At 36.1% G+C, this 17,316-nt stretch carries 14 protein-coding genes, 1 pseudogene and 1 CRISPR repeat array; of the genes and pseudogenes, 10 read left to right on the forward strand and 5 right to left on the reverse strand.

The genetic code is table 11. The features are described from left to right. Positions 1 to 2: 2 nt before the first annotated feature. Entirely contained in the window at positions 3 to 623 is a 621-nt protein-coding gene (locus tag Q4B79_RS07415) for a hypothetical protein (protein ID WP_303085790.1), read from the reverse strand. 111 nt (positions 624 to 734) lie between these two features. Continuing rightward, complete coding sequence (gene cysG, locus Q4B79_RS07420; protein ID WP_303085791.1) at positions 735 to 2,120, reverse strand: siroheme synthase CysG; 1,386 nt, start codon at positions 2,118 to 2,120, stop codon at positions 735 to 737. Positions 2,121 to 2,628: 508 nt separating this feature from the next. Between cysG and cas12a the strand changes: the two genes are divergently transcribed. The 4 genes from cas12a to cas2 are packed head-to-tail and all read left to right on the forward strand — an operon-like array spanning position 2,629 to position 8,366. Further along, a complete protein-coding gene (gene cas12a / locus Q4B79_RS07425; RefSeq protein ID WP_303085792.1) occupies positions 2,629 to 6,462 on the forward strand; it encodes a type V CRISPR-associated protein Cas12a/Cpf1 in 3,834 nt (1,277 codons plus the stop codon). A gap of 52 nt (positions 6,463 to 6,514) precedes the next feature. Then, the gene (gene cas4, locus Q4B79_RS07430; RefSeq protein ID WP_303085793.1) at positions 6,515 to 7,081 is read left to right on the forward strand and encodes a type V CRISPR-associated protein Cas4; all 567 of its coding nucleotides are present in this window, start codon (positions 6,515 to 6,517) and stop codon (positions 7,079 to 7,081) included. A gap of 9 nt (positions 7,082 to 7,090) precedes the next feature. Next, complete coding sequence (cas1, locus tag Q4B79_RS07435) at positions 7,091 to 8,095, forward strand: type V CRISPR-associated endonuclease Cas1 (RefSeq protein ID WP_303085794.1); 1,005 nt, start codon at positions 7,091 to 7,093, stop codon at positions 8,093 to 8,095. Between the two features lies 1 nt (position 8,096). Beyond that, entirely contained in the window at positions 8,097 to 8,366 is a 270-nt protein-coding gene (gene cas2, locus Q4B79_RS07440) for a CRISPR-associated endonuclease Cas2 (protein ID WP_303085795.1), read from the forward strand. A gap of 134 nt (positions 8,367 to 8,500) precedes the next feature. Next, a CRISPR array of direct repeats spans positions 8,501 to 9,613; the repeat unit is 36 nt; unit sequence GTCTAACGACTTTATTTAATTTCTACTATTGTAGAT. Between the two features lie 104 nt (positions 9,614 to 9,717). On the opposite strand, the gene Q4B79_RS07445 is transcribed toward cas2, so the two are convergent. The 3 genes from Q4B79_RS07445 to Q4B79_RS07455 all read right to left on the reverse strand — a co-directional run bounded on the left by Q4B79_RS07445 (position 9,718) and on the right by Q4B79_RS07455 (position 12,643). Continuing rightward, a complete protein-coding gene (locus Q4B79_RS07445; RefSeq protein WP_303085796.1) occupies positions 9,718 to 9,903 on the reverse strand; it encodes a hypothetical protein in 186 nt (61 codons plus the stop codon). A gap of 457 nt (positions 9,904 to 10,360) precedes the next feature. After that, complete coding sequence (locus tag Q4B79_RS07450; RefSeq protein WP_303085797.1) at positions 10,361 to 10,879, reverse strand: DUF934 domain-containing protein; 519 nt, start codon at positions 10,877 to 10,879, stop codon at positions 10,361 to 10,363. 69 nt (positions 10,880 to 10,948) lie between these two features. Next, positions 10,949 to 12,643, reverse strand: coding sequence for a nitrite/sulfite reductase (locus Q4B79_RS07455; RefSeq protein WP_303085798.1), 1,695 nt, complete (start codon positions 12,641 to 12,643; stop codon positions 10,949 to 10,951). Positions 12,644 to 12,857: 214 nt separating this feature from the next. Between Q4B79_RS07455 and Q4B79_RS07460 the strand changes: the two genes are divergently transcribed. The 6 genes and pseudogenes from Q4B79_RS07460 to Q4B79_RS07485 form a co-directional block, all read left to right on the forward strand. Continuing rightward, complete coding sequence (locus Q4B79_RS07460) at positions 12,858 to 13,094, forward strand: hypothetical protein (RefSeq protein WP_303085799.1); 237 nt, start codon at positions 12,858 to 12,860, stop codon at positions 13,092 to 13,094. Beyond that, positions 13,094 to 13,459 (forward strand): hypothetical protein, encoded by a 366-nt coding sequence (locus Q4B79_RS07465; protein WP_303085800.1) that lies wholly within the window; start codon positions 13,094 to 13,096, stop codon positions 13,457 to 13,459. The genes Q4B79_RS07460 and Q4B79_RS07465 overlap by 1 nt, the downstream gene beginning before the upstream one ends. Before the next feature lie 130 nt (positions 13,460 to 13,589). Further along, entirely contained in the window at positions 13,590 to 14,243 is a 654-nt protein-coding gene (locus Q4B79_RS07470) for a hypothetical protein (protein WP_303085801.1), read from the forward strand. Between the two features lie 193 nt (positions 14,244 to 14,436). Continuing rightward, positions 14,437 to 15,492, forward strand: coding sequence for a sulfate ABC transporter substrate-binding protein (locus tag Q4B79_RS07475; protein WP_303085802.1), 1,056 nt, complete (start codon positions 14,437 to 14,439; stop codon positions 15,490 to 15,492). Between the two features lie 280 nt (positions 15,493 to 15,772). Then, complete coding sequence (cysT, locus tag Q4B79_RS07480) at positions 15,773 to 16,633, forward strand: sulfate ABC transporter permease subunit CysT (protein ID WP_303085803.1); 861 nt, start codon at positions 15,773 to 15,775, stop codon at positions 16,631 to 16,633. 175 nt (positions 16,634 to 16,808) lie between these two features. Continuing rightward, a pseudogene (locus Q4B79_RS07485) lies at positions 16,809 to 17,316 on the forward strand (sulfate ABC transporter permease subunit CysW); the annotation flags it as partial.

Here is a 17,316-nt window from a genome sequence, read left to right on the forward strand (position 1 = left end):
AATTAAGAAATCTTGCAACGCTCCATTTCTTTTTGTACCATTGGTATCATAAAATTAACTGCTTCTTCTTCGCTCATTGCGTCTGTTTTAGCTTTAACTTTAACAAAAAATGGCTTTAATAGTGCTTTGGCAATTTCAGCTTTCTCGCTGTTGGTTGGCTCAATAAATGGCGGTAAATTTTCTGCACCCATTTGTTTTAACATCATTTCGCTAAATTTACGCCCTGCATCGCTGGCAAAAAATTCGTCCGCTTCTTTAATTTCATCATCATTTAAAATACCCTTAAAATAAGGTTCAAGCACTGACAAATAATTAGGATTACCTTCCAGACTTAATAGACAGGCATTTTGTTCTGGACTTAATTGAAATTCAGATTTAATGTCCGCCACCACGATTGCACGGTTGGCATTCACCTGAAAATCCATATAAGGACTTTTGATAATTAGTTTGTCAACATCAGCAGGCATTGCTCCTGCGTCAGTTGTGGTCTCGGTTTTGGTTTCTGTGGCGGTGGCGGTTTCAGTTTTGACTTCTTGTTTTGTCTCGCTGGGTTTATCGCCACCACAAGCCGTTAAAGTCAATAACACCGCCAAAGAAACGGCTGTAAGATTCAATAATTTCATTGCAAAACTCCTGATAAAATTGGAGTCCTAGCATAACACAAAAAATCAAAAAAAAAAAAAAACGATTTTTTTTTTTTCAAAAATACGTCTAATGGTGCAAATTAGATGATATTAACCATGATAAATCCCCACCACTTTCCCCACCACAATAATCGCAGGGGCAGGCAAATTAGCAGTCGCTTGTTTTTCCACAATATTACCCAAATCCCCCACCAATACTTTTTGGGTTGGTAGGCTTGCGTGCGAAATAATCGCCACAGGCGTATCGCTTGGCAAATCGGGCGTTAAACTTGCCACCACCTTATCAAGGGCGTGCAAGCCCATATAAAACACCAGCGTTTCATCGGCTTGATAAGTGCTTTTTAGACCGTCAAAAGTCTCGCCCCCTGCTTTTTGTGAACTGGTATAGCACCCCGTCAAAAACCGCACGCTCGTTGCCACGCCCCGATGTGTGAGCGGAATGCCCGCACCGCTTGCCCCTGCTAGGCTGGCACTGATGCCCGCCACGATTTGATAGGGTACACCAGCCGCTTGGCACGCAAGCATTTCTTCGCCCCCACGCCCAAAAATAAAGGGGTCTCCGCCTTTTAGGCGTAACACTCGCTTGCCTTGTTTTGCCAAATCCACGAGCATCTGATTGATTTCATCTTGGCTTTTGGCGTGGCACGAGCGTTTTTTACCCACAAAAATCTTGTCGCTATCACGGCGACACAAATCCAAAATCTCATCAGACACCAAAGCGTCATACAGCACAATGTCCGCTTGTTGCATTAATCGCAATGCCTTAAAAGTTAATAAATCAGGCGAACCTGCTCCTGCTCCGACAATATAGACTTCGCCTTGACTGTGATTGGTTTTTTCAAAATCGGATAACGCTTTTTGTAATTCATCAATATTAATATTGTGATTACCTGCAAATACGCCCACGCCATTTAAATTTTCGCCAAAAATCTTTTCCCAAAACTTGCGTCTGGCATTGACATTGGGCAATCGCTCTTTAATGGTGTCTCTAAATTCGCCCGCCACTTGTACCAATTTGCCGATATTGCTTGGCAATACGCTTTCTATTTTGGCACGAATCAGGCGAGCCAGTACAGGAGAATTGCCATTTGACGAAATACCCACCGTAATCGGATTTCTGTCCACAATCGCAGGAAAAATAAAATCGCACAATTCTGGCGTATCTACCACATTAACAGGAATGTTTAAAATTTTGCAATCTTGATAAATTTGACGGTTTAAATCATTATCATCAGTAGCAACAATACAAAATACAAAGTCTGAATTTAAATCTGACTTATCATAAGATTTAATTATCAATTTATGATTATCATCTTTTAATAAGTGTGTTAACTCATCATCAATATTTTTGGCAATGACGGTGATATTTGCCCCTGCCGATTTTATGAGCGCGGCTTTACGAATGGCGACTTCGCCCCCGCCAATGATTAACACGGAGTGATTTTGTAAATTAAAAAATAGGGGCAAGGTGTTCATATTATCCTTTTAAGCAAGCAACGATGGCAAAATGATTATGGCGAATTTTAAGACATTCACCCCATAAAACCAATTTACAAAATGGAATATGCTTAGGCAAATATGCGGTATTTGTCAAAAATAATTCAACAACCACACAAAACATACAATACAACCAATCTACAAGAGTAGAAATTAAAAAGGTCGTTAGACCATTAAAGATGAGAATTACTTTCAAATATAACTAGCCAATTCCTCTTTTTTTGCCATTATAACAAAAATCATTGCAAAAATCAGTACGGATTTTTCGGTCCAACCACGACCACAAAAGATTTTGGCGTATAGACACCGCTACATCCAAACTAAATTTTTCTTAAAATTATTATAAAAATCAATATATTATATAATTTTAAGCCAATGTACATAACATCATCTTTTATGGTTGTATGTATTATTTTAAAAAAATTATTGAAAGCGACAATTTTTTCTGCTAGACTGATTAAAGCCTCATTACTATTAAGGATTTACCATGCTATTCACGCACTTCACTCAACAGTACCCACTTTCTAAAACCCTGCGTTTTGAGCTCAAACCAATCGGAAAAACCCTGCAACATATCCAAGCTAAAAACTTTTTAGAAAAAGATGCTACCCTTGCTGAAAGTTATCAACAAATCAAGCCAATTCTTGATGAGTATCATCGTGATTTTATTGAGCAAGCATTAAATGGTGTGGAGTTATCGACATTGGCAGACTTTCAAAGTCATTATTTAACACTCAAACAAAATAAAAATGATGATAAGTTGCGTAAAGCTCTAGAAAAATCACAAGAGCAATTACGCAAAGCCATCGTTAAACAATTTAAAAAAGACGACAAAACCAAAGCTTTATTTGAAAGGCTGTTTGCCAAAGAATTGTTTGGTAGTCATAAAGAATATGGCAGTTTAGTCAAATGGATCATCCAAAAAGAAGGAGAGCAATCGCAAAAGATTGCCCTTATACAACAGTTTATCGGTTTTACCACTTATTTTACAGGTTTTTATGAAAACCGTAAAAATCTTTATAGTGATGAAGCCAAGCATACGGCGATTGCTTATCGCTTGATTCACGAAAATTTACCACGCTTTGTGGATAACATTCAGATTTTAAGCCAGATTAAAGACAAATATGCTGATTTATATCAACAGCTTAATCAATTAGACAATAAAATCACCAGTTCTTTTGATGGTTTTAATATTGACGATTTATTGGGTGTTAATTTTTATAATCGTCTTTTGACCCAATCTGGTATCACAGCTTATAATGCGTTATTAGGTGGGAAAGTTTTGGATGATGATACAAAGCTACAAGGCATTAATGAGTCAATCAACCTTTTTAATCAAAAGAACAAGACTAAAATCGCCAAATTAAAACCTTTACACAAACAGTTATTAAGTGATAAACAAAGCCTATCATTTTTACCGCCAAAGTTTCATGATGACAATGAAGTTTGTACTGCAATTAATGAATTTTATCGCGGCTATCACGACAGTTTTTCCAAAATTGAGATCTTATTAAACGATATTCAAAAATACGATTTAACTGGGGTTTATATTCATCATGGGCAATTAACACATATCTCACATACATTGTATGGTAATTTTAATATCATCAATCAGACATTATCCGATTATTATAGCAATTTCATTAATACTGAGTTTAATACCAAACTTGCCAAAGCAACAAAAGACAGTGTCAAAGACAAATTACTCAAAGAGCGAGAGAAATTCATCAAATCCGAGCATAGTATTGCCGTTTTGGAACAAGCAATCAAGGCGTATTGTCAAAATAAAGATGATGTTGAATTTGTTTCTATTGCCGATTATTTTGCAGAATTCACCATTCAAATTGATGATAAAAAATTATCAATCATCAAAGACATTGATAATAAATTTAGCACCATTAAAGGCTTTGTTGAAAAAGAATATCCAATAGGCGAATGTACTTTTTATAAGCACAAAAAATCCCAAGACATCATCAATCTAAAACTATTTTTGGATAGTGTGATGACATTGATACACTTTATCAAACCGTTAGCAATTGGCAATGATACAGGTTTAAATGAAGACAAGTCATTTTATGGTGAGTTTACGCCTTTATATGATGAATTAAAGCAATTTACTTCGCTTTACAATAAAGTGCGTGATTATATTTCACAAAAAGCCTTTGATACTGAGAAATACAAGCTCAATTTTGATAATGCTCAATTTTTAAATGGTTGGGATTTAAATAAAGAAAAAGATAATTTTGGCATTATCTTGCAAAAAAATGGTAATTATTATTTGGCGATTTTGGATAAAGACCATAAAAAAGTCTTTGAACAAGCACCTATTGCCACAAGTTCAGATGTTTATCAAAAAATGGTTTATAAACAAATTGCAAATGCTGGTGCGGATATTGCTACTATCCTAAAAATAGGTGGGGAAGTCGTTAGAAAAACCAAAGGCTTAGAAGAGTTAAAAAATCAATATTTTCCACAAGAAATTAATAGAATTAGATTATCTCAAAGTTATTCGGTATCTTCCGAAAATTTCAATAAAGATGATTTAACTAAATATATTGATTTTTACAAAGAGCTTGTTCGAGAGTATTTTTCATACTTTAACTTCACTTTCAAGGATAGCGAGCAATATAAAAGCTACCCAGAATTTATCTCTGATGTAGATAGACAAGGATATGATATTAGATTTATTGACATTGACAGCAGTTATATTGATGACTTGGTGGAGCAAGGTAAGTTATACTTGTTCCAAATTTATAATAAAGATTTTTCTGACAAGAAAGTAGAAAAATTTGGCAAAGATAATTTGCATACTTTGTATTTTAAAGCCTTGTTTAGCCCAGAAAATCTGCAAAATGTGGTTTATAAATTAAATGGCGAAGCGGAGATTTTTTATCGCAGGGCGTCATTAAATCTTGATGATGTGGCAAAACACCCTGCTGGCGAAGTGTTAAAGATGAAAAATCCAAACAATCGCAATCAAAATAAAATCGCCACGCATACTATTATTAAAGACAAACGCTATACCCAAGATAAGTTTTTATTACATATTCCCATTACAATGAATTTTGGAGTTGCTGGCACTGGTTTTAAAGAGTTTAATCGCAATGTGAATCAAACGCTCAAAAATAGTAATGACGACATTCATATTATCGGTATTGACCGTGGCGAACGCCATTTGTTATATGTCAGCGTAATCAACCAAAAAGGCGAGATTATTGAGCAAAAATCTCTAAATGAAATCATCAATATTGGACATAATGGTGATAAGCTTAGTGTTAATTATCACACTATTTTGGATAATAAAGAAAAAGAACGAGCCGATGCCCGTGTAAACTGGGGCGAAATTGAAAATATCAAAGAAATCAAGCAAGGCTATTTGAGCCAAGTGGTGCATTATGTCAGCCAGTTGATGATGAAATATAATGCAATCATCGTGCTTGAAGATTTGAATTTTGGCTTTAAGCGTGGACGATTTAAGGTTGAAAAACAAGTTTATCAAAACTTTGAAAATGCCCTGATTAAAAAGCTTAATTATTTGGTATTAAAAGATAAAAAAGCTGATGAGTTGGGTGGGGTTAGAAATGCCTTGCAATTAGCCAATAAACTTGAAGACATTAAGGAAATCGGCAAGCAAACGGGCTTTTTATTCTATGTGCCAGCGTGGAATACCAGTAAAATTGACCCAACGACTGGCTTTGTGGATTTATTAAAACCGCATTATGAAAGCGTAGACAAATCCATTGAGTTTTTTAAGAAATTTAATGCCATTCGTTATAATAGTCAACATGGTTATTTTGAATTTGCCATTAACTATCAAAACTTTGGCAATAAAGCCAATGGCTCAAAAACAGATTGGGTCATTTGTTCTTATGGCGATGTGCGTTATGTTTATAATAATGCCAAGAAAACCACAGACACAATCAATGTCAATGACGGTTTAAAGGCGTTATTTGATAAACATCAAATTCATTATCAATCTGGCGATAATTTGCTTGATGAGATTTGTGCTAAACACAATAAAGATTTGTACAGTGGTCTTTGTTATTATCTAAAAGTCATGCTGTCTATGCGATATAGCAATGCTCAAACTGGTGATGATTTTATTTTATCGCCTGTGATGAATGCAAATGGCGAGTTTTTTGACAGCCGTCAAGCGGATAAATCCCTGCCAAATGATGCCGATGCCAACGGAGCGTATCATATTGCATTAAAAGGTTTATGGATTTTGGAACAAATCAAAAATAGTGATGATGTGGATAAAGTGGATTTGTATATTCGCAATGAATACTGGTTAAAATATTCACAAAATCGCTTTAATTAAATTTATAGGCTTAATTCAAACTGGATTGAGCCTATTTTTTTGGAAGAGTATTATGGAATACAATGTTTTGAATATCAGTCAATTAAATGATTTTATTTTTTGCCCCTATTCCATTTATTTGCATAATGTTTATCAAGCATTAGACGATGAACAATTTCACGACACACCGCAAGTGGCTGGCAAACAAGCACATCAAACCATTGATGAAAATACTTATAGCACCAAGAAGACAGTATTAACAGGTATGATGGTGTACTCTGAAAAATATGGGCTGATTGGCAAGATTGACCAATATTTTATACAAAGTAAAAAGTTGATTGAACGAAAGAAAAAGATTAAAACCATTTACGATGGTTATAAATTACAACTTTATGCTCAATATTTTTGTTTGATTGAGATGGGGTTTGAAATTGAATATCTTGGATTTCATTCTATGGACGATAATAAAAATTATTACATTCCAGTTCCTGACGATAATATTATAGAATGGTTTGAAAATCACTTATATAAAATTCGCCATTATAATCCTAATTTTGTTATTCAAAATATCAATCTTAATAAATGCCAATACTGCATTTATTCTGCTTTGTGCAACCAAACAACTTTGTATGACAATTAGGGGGTATTTATGCTCAATCAAAGTGATTTAAAACACCGTCAAGTGGTGTTATTAACCAATCAAGAACTTCGTCATCTATGTATATCTCAAGGCAATATTGTGATCAAAGATGAAAATGATGAAGTCTTAACACGCTTATCCAAAAACAAAGTATTGGCAATCATGAGTATTGGTCATATTACTTTGACTAGTATTTTAATGGATTATTGCCAAAAAAATAATATCGCTTTAATTTTAATGAATGAACGCTTACGACCAATATTATTTATGAGTCATTCTGCTGATGCTAATTTTTTATTAAGACAAAAGCAGTATTTAATGACAGAAGATTTAAAGCTTTATTTTGCAAGCCGTATTGTTCAATCCAAAATTGACGGTCATATTTTATTGCTCAAAAATATCAGGCAAAAGAATGATGAAATAAAGCAAGCAATATCCACATTGGAACAATATCGTGAACAATGCTTATCTAATCGTAATTTAAATTATCTGATGGGGATTGAAGGTAATTCAGCAAAGTTATTTTTTAAAATCCATTTTTCCAATCTTAAAAATTTGGAATGGAGGGGTAGAAAACCAAGATTAAAACTTGACCCTGTTAATGTGGTTTTGGATATGGGATATACATTGCTCTTTAATTATATTGAATGCAATTTAAAATTATTTGGTTTTGATGTCTATCAAGGGGTATTGCATCAACTTTGGTTTAAACGTAAATCATTGGTTTGTGATTTTGTTGAGCCATTTCGCTGCATTATTGACAAACAAGTATTAACTGCTTTTAATTTGGGGAAATTTAAAAACGAACATTTTACACAAAATAAAATGCAATATTATCTCAATAAAGAACATAATCGGAATTATAATGCAATATTAATGCAGGCTATTATTGAGCACAAACAAGAGGTTTTTATTTATTTGCGTGAATATTATCGCCTATTTATGAAATTAAATCATAAAAATTTAGATATTGAATTTCCAGAATTTGATTTATTCTCAAAAGAGGTTAAATAAAATGATTATTGTTAGTTATGATATTAGCGATAATAAAGTGCGAACAAAATTTGCCAAATTTTTAATGGAATATGGCGACCGACTGCAATATTCGGTGTATGAAATTCAAAATAGTGAACGCATTTTAAATATCGTTACACAAAGAATAAAACACGAATTTGAACCCTTGTTTTGCGGGGCGGATAGTGTTATAATATTCAGATTTACAGAGCGAGAAGTATTGCGTTTTGGCAATGCAGTTCATCGCGTGCAGGATTTATTGGTGTTGTGATGTTTCTTGACAACTCACAAAACAAACCTGAGTCTTCCTGCTGTGATTTTTTAGTTTTTGAGGTAAAATGAGAGAAATTTGTTTAAATTTTAACCATCATGTGACTATTTTTGGTCAATTTACCTCAAAACGGGGTCTAACGACTTTATTTAATTTCTACTATTGTAGATATGGATTTTTTGGCTTTTAGTGATTTTGTCTAACGACTTTATTTAATTTCTACTATTGTAGATAAGCCCCCCGAATGACAACGCAAGTTGTCTAACGACTTTATTTAATTTCTACTATTGTAGATTCGGTTGCCCATGCCATTGCTTTAAAAGTCTAACGACTTTATTTAATTTCTACTATTGTAGATAATTGCCACCGCATGAAATTGCCTTTGTGTCTAACGACTTTATTTAATTTCTACTATTGTAGATTGGCGTTCTACCGCCTGTTTGACTTCATGTCTAACGACTTTATTTAATTTCTACTATTGTAGATTGCGATGGGTCATCGCTTCGACAGAGTGTCTAACGACTTTATTTAATTTCTACTATTGTAGATCCGTGTCCATTAGCACCAGTAACAAGAAGTCTAACGACTTTATTTAATTTCTACTATTGTAGATATTGCAACGGAAAAGCAAGCCCACAGCCGTCTAACGACTTTATTTAATTTCTACTATTGTAGATACATAAATGCGGTTCATCATCTAAATCGTCTAACGACTTTATTTAATTTCTACTATTGTAGATAGATAAGTTTGTGTGATGTATGTATTTGTCTAACGACTTTATTTAATTTCTACTATTGTAGATGCAATACTATTAATGTATTGGTTTAATGTCTAACGACTTTATTTAATTTCTACTATTGTAGATAATGGAAAAACCAAAAGCCCAAAAGATGAGTCTAACGACTTTATTTAATTTCTACTATTGTAGATTAAATCGCAAAAACTTCGCATAATGTAGGTCTAACGACTTTATTTAATTTCTACTATTGTAGATAAATAACCCCTAATTAAAGGGGTTATTGTCTAACGACTTTATTTAATTTCTACTATTGTAGATTGCCTCATATATCATCTGGTTTTGATGTCTAACGACTTTATTTAATTTCTACTATTGTAGATTTTGTAGTAATTACAGTGAATTTTATATGTCTAACGACTTTATTTAATTTCTACTATTGTAGATTCAGAGCCAAATTTTACTTGGCATTGTGTCTAACGACTTTATTTAATTTCTACTATTGTAGATGTTAATTCTGCATAGGCTTTGGATATTTCTACCATTTAGCCCAAATAAGCCCAAACCCTCAAATCATCATGATTTGAAGGTTTATCAATACGACCAATTTTGCCTTAAATCTGCGTATGCAATCCACACTCACGATGGGCAAGAGCTTTGGTTGGGTCAAAATAATCAAATTCACCATATTCGCCAATGCCAGGCAATCCATTATCGGTCAAATATTGGTTAAGTTCATCAGATTTTAAATGGTACAACGGTGCAACTTTTAACACCTCGTCTTTGGACGGACTCAGCACATCCAATGCATCACGAACTCAGTTTGTTCGCTACAAATGGTGGTAAACCACACATCAGGGCTCAATTCTGATAAAGCACGGCGAAACGGCTAAAATTCATCATGCGATGGGCTATCCACCTCAGGAATGCCGCCCATCGCCACAAGGTGCAAAATCACCGCCTTATAAGGGCGAAAATTGGCGATGATTGGGTTTTGGCAATAGAAGATGCCTATTCTACGATTTCTTTGGGGGATTTATCTGTTAATGAGGTGTTATACTCGCCAAGATTGGTTTCGTTGACGATGGTCTTTGACATAAAATTACTCCATGGGATTAAAAAAATGACTTATGATAAAATAAAATGACTACTTTGTAATCTTATAAAATTCACCATCATTAATCTATTTTGGAATAAAATATCATCATAGACAACAAAAAGCCCAACATAACATTAGGCTTTTTTGTTGATGATTTATTATTGAAACATTGGCAAGGCTTTTGCCGATTGTCCAAAATGTCCGCTTTTTAAATCATCTAGGGTTTTTAATAGGGTGTCCAATTGCTCATCTTTAACAAAAAACCCTGTCGCCCCTGATTTAAAATAATAGCCTGCTTGGTCAAGTCCATAATTGCCAAGCAAATAAATACTACCAAAAAAACTTAAATTTCTTAAATAGCGAATTAAACTAAAAGTTCTACCATCTTTAAAGTCTTGGACAAAAAAGATGATGTCATAAAATCCAAAATCATTGACCAATTTTTCAATGTCATTGGACGAATTATCCGCCGTCAAAATGACCGTATGACATTCTTGATTAAAATTTTCTAATTCATCAAACAAAACAGCCGTTTTTAAAAAATGAGCCGTTTGTTCGTGGTTTTTAATAAAATCAAATACCGCATTTTCTTGCAACTCACTTGCTTTATGAGTTAATAAAGAAACATTGACTGGTGTTTTAGTAATTTCTTGATTTTCAAATTCAACCAAATACATTTTAAATCCCCATTTCATTTGCTATTGGGCGAATTGCAATTCGCCCCTACAAATCATTACTATATTGAATTACCCATAAACCGCCGTTTTAAAAGGCTCAATCCCCACACGACTGACAAACTCGCCAAAGCGTTCTATCTCATCGGCATTTTCTTGTCGGTTATCTTTATAGACTTTGGCAATGGTTTTTATGGTATTAGCCACTTCATCGGCAGGCACAGCTTTGCCTAATATCTGACCCAATTTGGCATTACTACCGCCATTACCGCCAAGGCTTATCTGATACCAATGCTCGCCTTTTTTGTCCACGCCCAAAATGCCAATATCGCCAATATGATGATGAGCACAGGCATTCATACAGCCAGACATATTCAAACGAATGTCGCCCAAATCATACAAATAATCCAAATCGTCAAAGGCTTTTTCAATATTTTGGGCGATATTATGGGTGGTGGCATTAGCAAGTGAGCAATAATCAAAGCCTGGGCAAACAATCATATCGGTCAGCGTGCCAATATTGGGGCGAGCCAAATTTAATTCATCTAAGGCTTGCCATAAAGCATACAAATCGCTAAATTCAATATCGGATAAAATCACATTTTGATGATGGGTAACACGGATTTCGCCAAAGCTGTATTTGTCCGCCAAATCCGCCAAAGCTCGCATTTGATGACTTGTCATATCGCCAGACGGAACAAATTTTTCTGTGCCGTCTTTATATTTAATTAGCCCTGCTTTTAAAGAAATGACCACCGCACGATAGCCGTTGATTTTATGATTGACGGTATTGTGTTCATACCAATTTTTAAAGGCTTTATTGCTGTCTAATTGGGTTTTTAATTTATTAGTTTCAGTTAATAAATCCAACGATTCATAATCAGGGGAAGTAAAATAACTCTCCGCTTTTTTAAAATGCTCATCAGATAAAGTCAGTTCGCCATTTTTAGAAAATTGCCATTCAGTTTCTACTTTTTGGGCAAATTCTTCTGCTCCCAAACTTTCTACCAAGATTTTGATACGGGCTTTGTATTTATTATCTCGTCTGCCTTCCAAATTATACACACGCAGAATAGCGTCCAAATAACTTAATAAATGACGGCGTGGCAAAAATTCTTTAATCACTTTACCAATAATCGGCGTACGACCCAGTCCCCCACCAACAATGACTTCAAAGCCGATTTCGCCATTTTGTTTGACAAGGTGCAAGCCAATGTCGTGCAGTTGGCTTGCCGAGCGGTCAATTTTTGAGCCGATGACGGCAATTTTGAATTTGCGTGGCAAATAGGCAAATTCTGGGTGGAAGGTACTCCATTGGCGGATGATTTCGCAGTAGGGGCGTGGGTCGGCAATCTCGTCCACACTCACGCCTGCAAAGGGGTCGGTGGTGGTGTTACGAATGCAGTTGCCTGAGGTTTGAATGGCGTGCATTTGGTTGTCCGCCAAAAGCTGTAAAATGTCGGGGACTTTGGGCAGTTCCACCCAGTTAAATTGAATATTGGTGCGGGTGGTAAAATGTCCGTAGCCACGGTCGTAGTCGTCCGCAATGCGAGCCAGCGTGCGAAGTTGGTAGCTTACCAAAAGTCCGTAGGGAATGGCGACACGAAGCATCGGGGCGTGGCGTTGGACATATAAGCCGTTTTGTAGGCGGATTGGCAAAAATTCGTCTTCGGGGAGTTCGCCTGCCAAGAAACGCTGGGTTTGGTGGCGGTATTGGGCGACTCGTTCGTTTACTAGGGCTTGGTCGGCGTAGGAATATTGGTACATTTGGCTAATCTCGTTGGAATTTGGCTAAAATAAGGCGTATGGTAAAGGGTTTTTGGCTATTTGATAAATGCCGATTAGCCGTTTTTTTATTCCAAAAATTCATATAGGGTTAAGGGAAATGGTGGGGTTAGGGATTTGTGGAAGGAAAAATTTGGCTAAAAATTGGGGGTTTGTGGTAAAATAAAAGGATATAAAGTTAAATTTGGAGCAAAAAATGCCAATAGAATTAAGTACCTTACCGCCTGTGGTGGTTGAACAAAAGATGAATTTAAAAAATGATAAAGCCGTGCAACCAAGCTATGCCAAAGGTGATTTTGATTATGATTTGGAGCGGATGAAAAAGGCGGTGGAAGCCCCTTATGTAGTAATGCCAAAATTTGATAATGACGATGATTTTTTTGCGTGGGTAGAAAATTTAACCGATGATGATTTTATTTCGGAGAAAGTATAATGGAAGTCAGATTTGGGCAAATTTTCCTAAAACATTTTAATAATTTTCCAAAAGCTGACCAAATTAAAATTCGTGCTTTTGCTAAACACATTGAGCAATTTGGCTTTGACGGCTTGCAAGGTCGCAATAAATCGTCCGATGATGTGCCAATGACGCACCCCAATTGGAGTGAACGAATACTTTATGCCAAAACGCACAACCTTTGGCATTATCATATTGGCATTCCCCATTATGAAAAATCCAAAAAAGGCGATTACACATCAGAATATGTGTTGCATTATATCAAAGGCGATGATTTTGTTAAACTCGTGGATTTGTCGGCACACCCACCTTTAAATTTACCGAGTTTGGAGTATTTGGTTTGATGTACTTAAAATGATAATAACACCATTTTGAGTCATTGCTAGTAAAAATAACGGCATAAAATTTTAATTGGTTTTTTATTGGAAATAATATACAATAAACCATAAGTTTTTGGCGATTAAGGATAAAAATATGACTGATAAAGTGATATATTTAACGGCTTTTGTGCTAATGTTATCAGGCTGTCAAACTTTGCACCCCAATCAAGCCACAGTACCCAATGGCGTATACTCAAAACAAACCACCAATCTTAATTCCGCCGACCGCCATGAGACTTTTTATTTCACTCATGATTTTCGCAATGCACGCATCTATGGCAAAGGTGATTATCGCTATCGTATGGTGTTATTGTACCCTGCTTCTAATAATTATATTATGCCAAACCAACCCTATGCTTTAAGCCATAGCGATGTGGATTTGCCTTTTGTTAAAGATGAGAAAAAAATTTTTCAAGGCGTAACAGACCGCTATGGTCGTACAGATGTTTTTGCTTTTGAACAACCTGTCAACCCAAAAGGCTGGAATTTACGCCCACGAACAGGCAAGGGTAACTACGGCGGACAACCTGTGTTTGCAGACCAACTTGACAGACCCTTGTGGGCTTTTGCTTATATACTGATTGTGTGTGGCGAAAAACCACATCAATATCGAGGCATTACAGACAAACGCGGTCAAACCGCTTATGTTGCGACACCAACGGTACAAAATATTATTTTTCAAGAAGATAGTGATGGCGAATTATTAAGCAAAAAAGAAATGTGGGAATTGTGCCAAAATCCGCCATAAAATGAGCGATTAAAATCACATTTGATAACCAACCCCAATTTGGCGGTTGGTTTTTTTATTCATATCCTATGATGTCTGTTTTTGGTGTAAATACCAAACTTACCTATCCTTATTCCAAATTGACATATACACAATTTCCCAAAATCTTTTAAACTATGCAAACTTTCTTAATTCCCTATTTATGAGCATAACAATGAAAATAGAAACTTCTAGCACCAAAATTTTAAGTGCCGCCTTAGTTGCCCTAACACTGACTGCCTGTGGTGGTGATAAAGCCAGCACACAAAGGGGAACGACCGAAATTCTAAATGTCTCGTACGATGTTTCACGCGATTTTTATAATGAATACAACCCCCTATTTGCCAATTATTACAAAACCAAAGACCCGAACGCCAACATTGTAATCAAGCAATCACACGGCGGTTCTAGCAAACAAGCTCTGTCCATTGTCAATGGCTTGCAAGCCGATGTTGCCACAATGAATCAAGGCTCGGACATTGAAGTGCTTGCCAAAAACAATCTGGTCAAGCCCACTTGGGAGTCTGATTTGCCCAACCACGCCGTGCCATTTACCAGCACGATTGTGTTTTTGGTGCGAGACGGCAACCCCAAAGCCATCAAGGATTGGGACAGCCTTGCCAATCAAAAGCTAGAACTTGTTATCGCCAACCCCAAATCCACAGGCAATGGGCGTTATGCGTTCTTGGGAGCGTATGGTTATGGCTTGCACACCTTTAACAAAGACACCGCCAAAACAGACGAATTTGCCAAAAACTTACTCAACAATGTCGCCATTTTTGAAAGTGGCGGACGAGCAGCAACGACAACTTTTGCTCAGCGAGACATTGGCGATGTGCTGATTACCTTTGAAAACGAAGCCCACACTATTGTCAGCAAATTTGCCGACAAAAAACTGCAAATTGTTTATCCAAGCTATTCAATCAGTGCCGAAAACCCTGTGGCGACCGTAACTTCTGTAACGGACAAAAAAGGCACAACCGCCATTGCCGATGAGTACCTAAAATACCTATGGAGCGATGAAGCTCAAAACTTGGCGGTGAAGTTTAATTTGCGTCCGTCTGTTCCTGCAATTATGGAAGCCAATAAGGACAAATTCCCTGCAATGACCACATTTAGAGCGACCGATGTGTTTGGTTCGTGGGATACGATTATGACCGATTATTTTAAAGATGGCGGTATTTATGATAAATTGGTTGCCGAAAATGGGGCGGCAAAATCCGCAAAATAATTGTTAATTATAAATAGCCCTTTTTAATTTATATCAATATTGAATTGTGTAGGGGCGAATTGCAATTCGCCCATAGCATAAAAACCATTTTATAAATTAAAATTGGTCATTAAGTTGGGCTAATATTAGTCCAACTTGCTTTTGTTTTTAAACAAGGATAAAAATTTTAAATGATTTGATTTGTGATTGTTAATGATATTTTTAATAAGAATTTGCTAGAATTATTGATAATTTTAATTTAAAAATATCAGAGTTTTAATCCTATAATATACTTTGTAATATGACCACTTACAATCCCCCACCTCCAAAAATCAAACAAAGAAAAGTAATGCCCTTTTTTGGGCTAAGTTTGGGCATTAGCGTTTTTTCGCTGTCCTTGTTGGTTTTTTTGCCGTTTTTGATGATGGCGATTACCACTTATAATATGGGATTTTCCGCCATTATTAAGACCATTAGCGAACCGCAAGTGCTACACGCCATTAAATTATCCTTACAAATGGCAGGGCTTGCCGCCCTAACCAATTTGATTTTTGGCACGCTGGTGGCGTGGGTGCTGGTGCGCTATGAGTTTTTTGGGCGGTCATTTGTCAATGCGTTGGTGGATTTGCCCTTTGCCTTGCCGACTGCGGTAACAGGCATTGCCCTTGCCACGCTGTACGCCCCCAACGGCTTGTTTGGCTCGCTGTTTGCCAAGTTTGGCATCAAAATCGCCTTTACCCCTGCTGGGATTTGGCTTGCCCTTGTCGTGGTGTCGTTCCCGTTTATTGTACGGGCGGTGCAACCTGTTTTGGCGGATTTGTCGGTGGAATTTGAAGAAGCCGCCGCCGTGATGGGAGCAGGACGAATTAAGACATTTTTTGCGGTGATTTTGCCACAAATCGCCCCTGCAATGCTGATGGGCGTGGGAATGGCGTTCGCTCGGGCAACGGGCGAATATGGCTCGGTGATTTTTATTGCTGGCAACATTCCAATGAAATCGGAGATTTTGCCCTTGATTATCATTTCAAAATTGGAACATTTTGATGTGGCAGGGGCAAGTTGTGTGGCATTGTTTATGCTGGTATTATCTTTGGTGGTTTTGACGGCGATTAATTTGGCAAATTGGCACTTGTCCAAAAAACTTGGGGCAAAAACCAATTGATTTTAATTTCAATTATCACACACCATTAACAAATTAACTTTATGGCAATTTAAACATTTTATTTTAATTTTTTATAATCATAGAATGTTAAAATTGATAATCAAAATAGTTAAAAATATCAATTTTTAATTTCTTTTTATAAAAAAACCAATTTAAAAAAACATTTGAGAGTTTTATGGCAGGACATTCAAGTTATCCTTATCAAGCAAATCCCGCAACCAAAGACCCGATTTGGCTAAAATATTTATTGATTTTTTTGGCATTGGGATTTGTGGGCATTATGCTCATTGTGCCACTCATTGCGGTATTTTATGAAGCGTTTAGAGAAGGCGTATTGGCTTACAAAAATGCTTTAATTGACCCAGAAGCCTTGCACGCCATTAAATTAACTTTATTAACCAGTGCCATTATTTTGCCCATTAACACCATTATTGGCGTGGCGATTGCGTGGCTGGTTACTCGCCATAAATTTAAAGGCAAATTTTTAATCACCACTTTATTGGATTTGCCCTTTGCCGTTTCGCCTGTTGTAGCAGGTTTGATGTTTATTTTGATTTTTGGGACAAATAGTATCATTGGGCAATGGTTTGAAAGTCTTGGCATTCACATTATTTTTGCCGTTCCCGGCATTGTTTTGGCGACTTTATTTGTTACTTTTCCGTTTATTGCCCGTGAGTTGATTC

This window comes from Moraxella sp. (genome assembly GCF_030525845.1).
GTDB lineage: Bacteria > Pseudomonadota > Gammaproteobacteria > Pseudomonadales > Moraxellaceae > Moraxella.

What these genes read in the sequence shown, in the direction of transcription:
- Q4B79_RS07415 (WP_303085790.1), bottom strand. Translation starts at nt 623, where the DNA reads ATGAAATTATTGAATCTTACAGCCGTTTCTTTGGCGGTGTTATTGACT.
- cysG (WP_303085791.1), bottom strand. Translation starts at nt 2,120, where the DNA reads ATGAACACCTTGCCCCTATTTTTTAATTTACAAAATCACTCCGTGTTA.
- cas12a (WP_303085792.1), top strand. Translation starts at nt 2,629, where the DNA reads ATGCTATTCACGCACTTCACTCAACAGTACCCACTTTCTAAAACCCTG.
- cas4 (WP_303085793.1), top strand. Translation starts at nt 6,515, where the DNA reads ATGGAATACAATGTTTTGAATATCAGTCAATTAAATGATTTTATTTTT.
- cas1 (WP_303085794.1), top strand. Translation starts at nt 7,091, where the DNA reads ATGCTCAATCAAAGTGATTTAAAACACCGTCAAGTGGTGTTATTAACC.
- cas2 (WP_303085795.1), top strand. Translation starts at nt 8,097, where the DNA reads ATGATTATTGTTAGTTATGATATTAGCGATAATAAAGTGCGAACAAAA.
- Q4B79_RS07450 (WP_303085797.1), bottom strand. Translation starts at nt 10,879, where the DNA reads ATGTATTTGGTTGAATTTGAAAATCAAGAAATTACTAAAACACCAGTC.
- Q4B79_RS07455 (WP_303085798.1), bottom strand. Translation starts at nt 12,643, where the DNA reads ATGTACCAATATTCCTACGCCGACCAAGCCCTAGTAAACGAACGAGTC.
- Q4B79_RS07460 (WP_303085799.1), top strand. Translation starts at nt 12,858, where the DNA reads ATGCCAATAGAATTAAGTACCTTACCGCCTGTGGTGGTTGAACAAAAG.
- Q4B79_RS07465 (WP_303085800.1), top strand. Translation starts at nt 13,094, where the DNA reads ATGGAAGTCAGATTTGGGCAAATTTTCCTAAAACATTTTAATAATTTT.
- Q4B79_RS07470 (WP_303085801.1), top strand. Translation starts at nt 13,590, where the DNA reads ATGACTGATAAAGTGATATATTTAACGGCTTTTGTGCTAATGTTATCA.
- Q4B79_RS07475 (WP_303085802.1), top strand. Translation starts at nt 14,437, where the DNA reads ATGAAAATAGAAACTTCTAGCACCAAAATTTTAAGTGCCGCCTTAGTT.
- cysT (WP_303085803.1), top strand. Translation starts at nt 15,773, where the DNA reads ATGACCACTTACAATCCCCCACCTCCAAAAATCAAACAAAGAAAAGTA.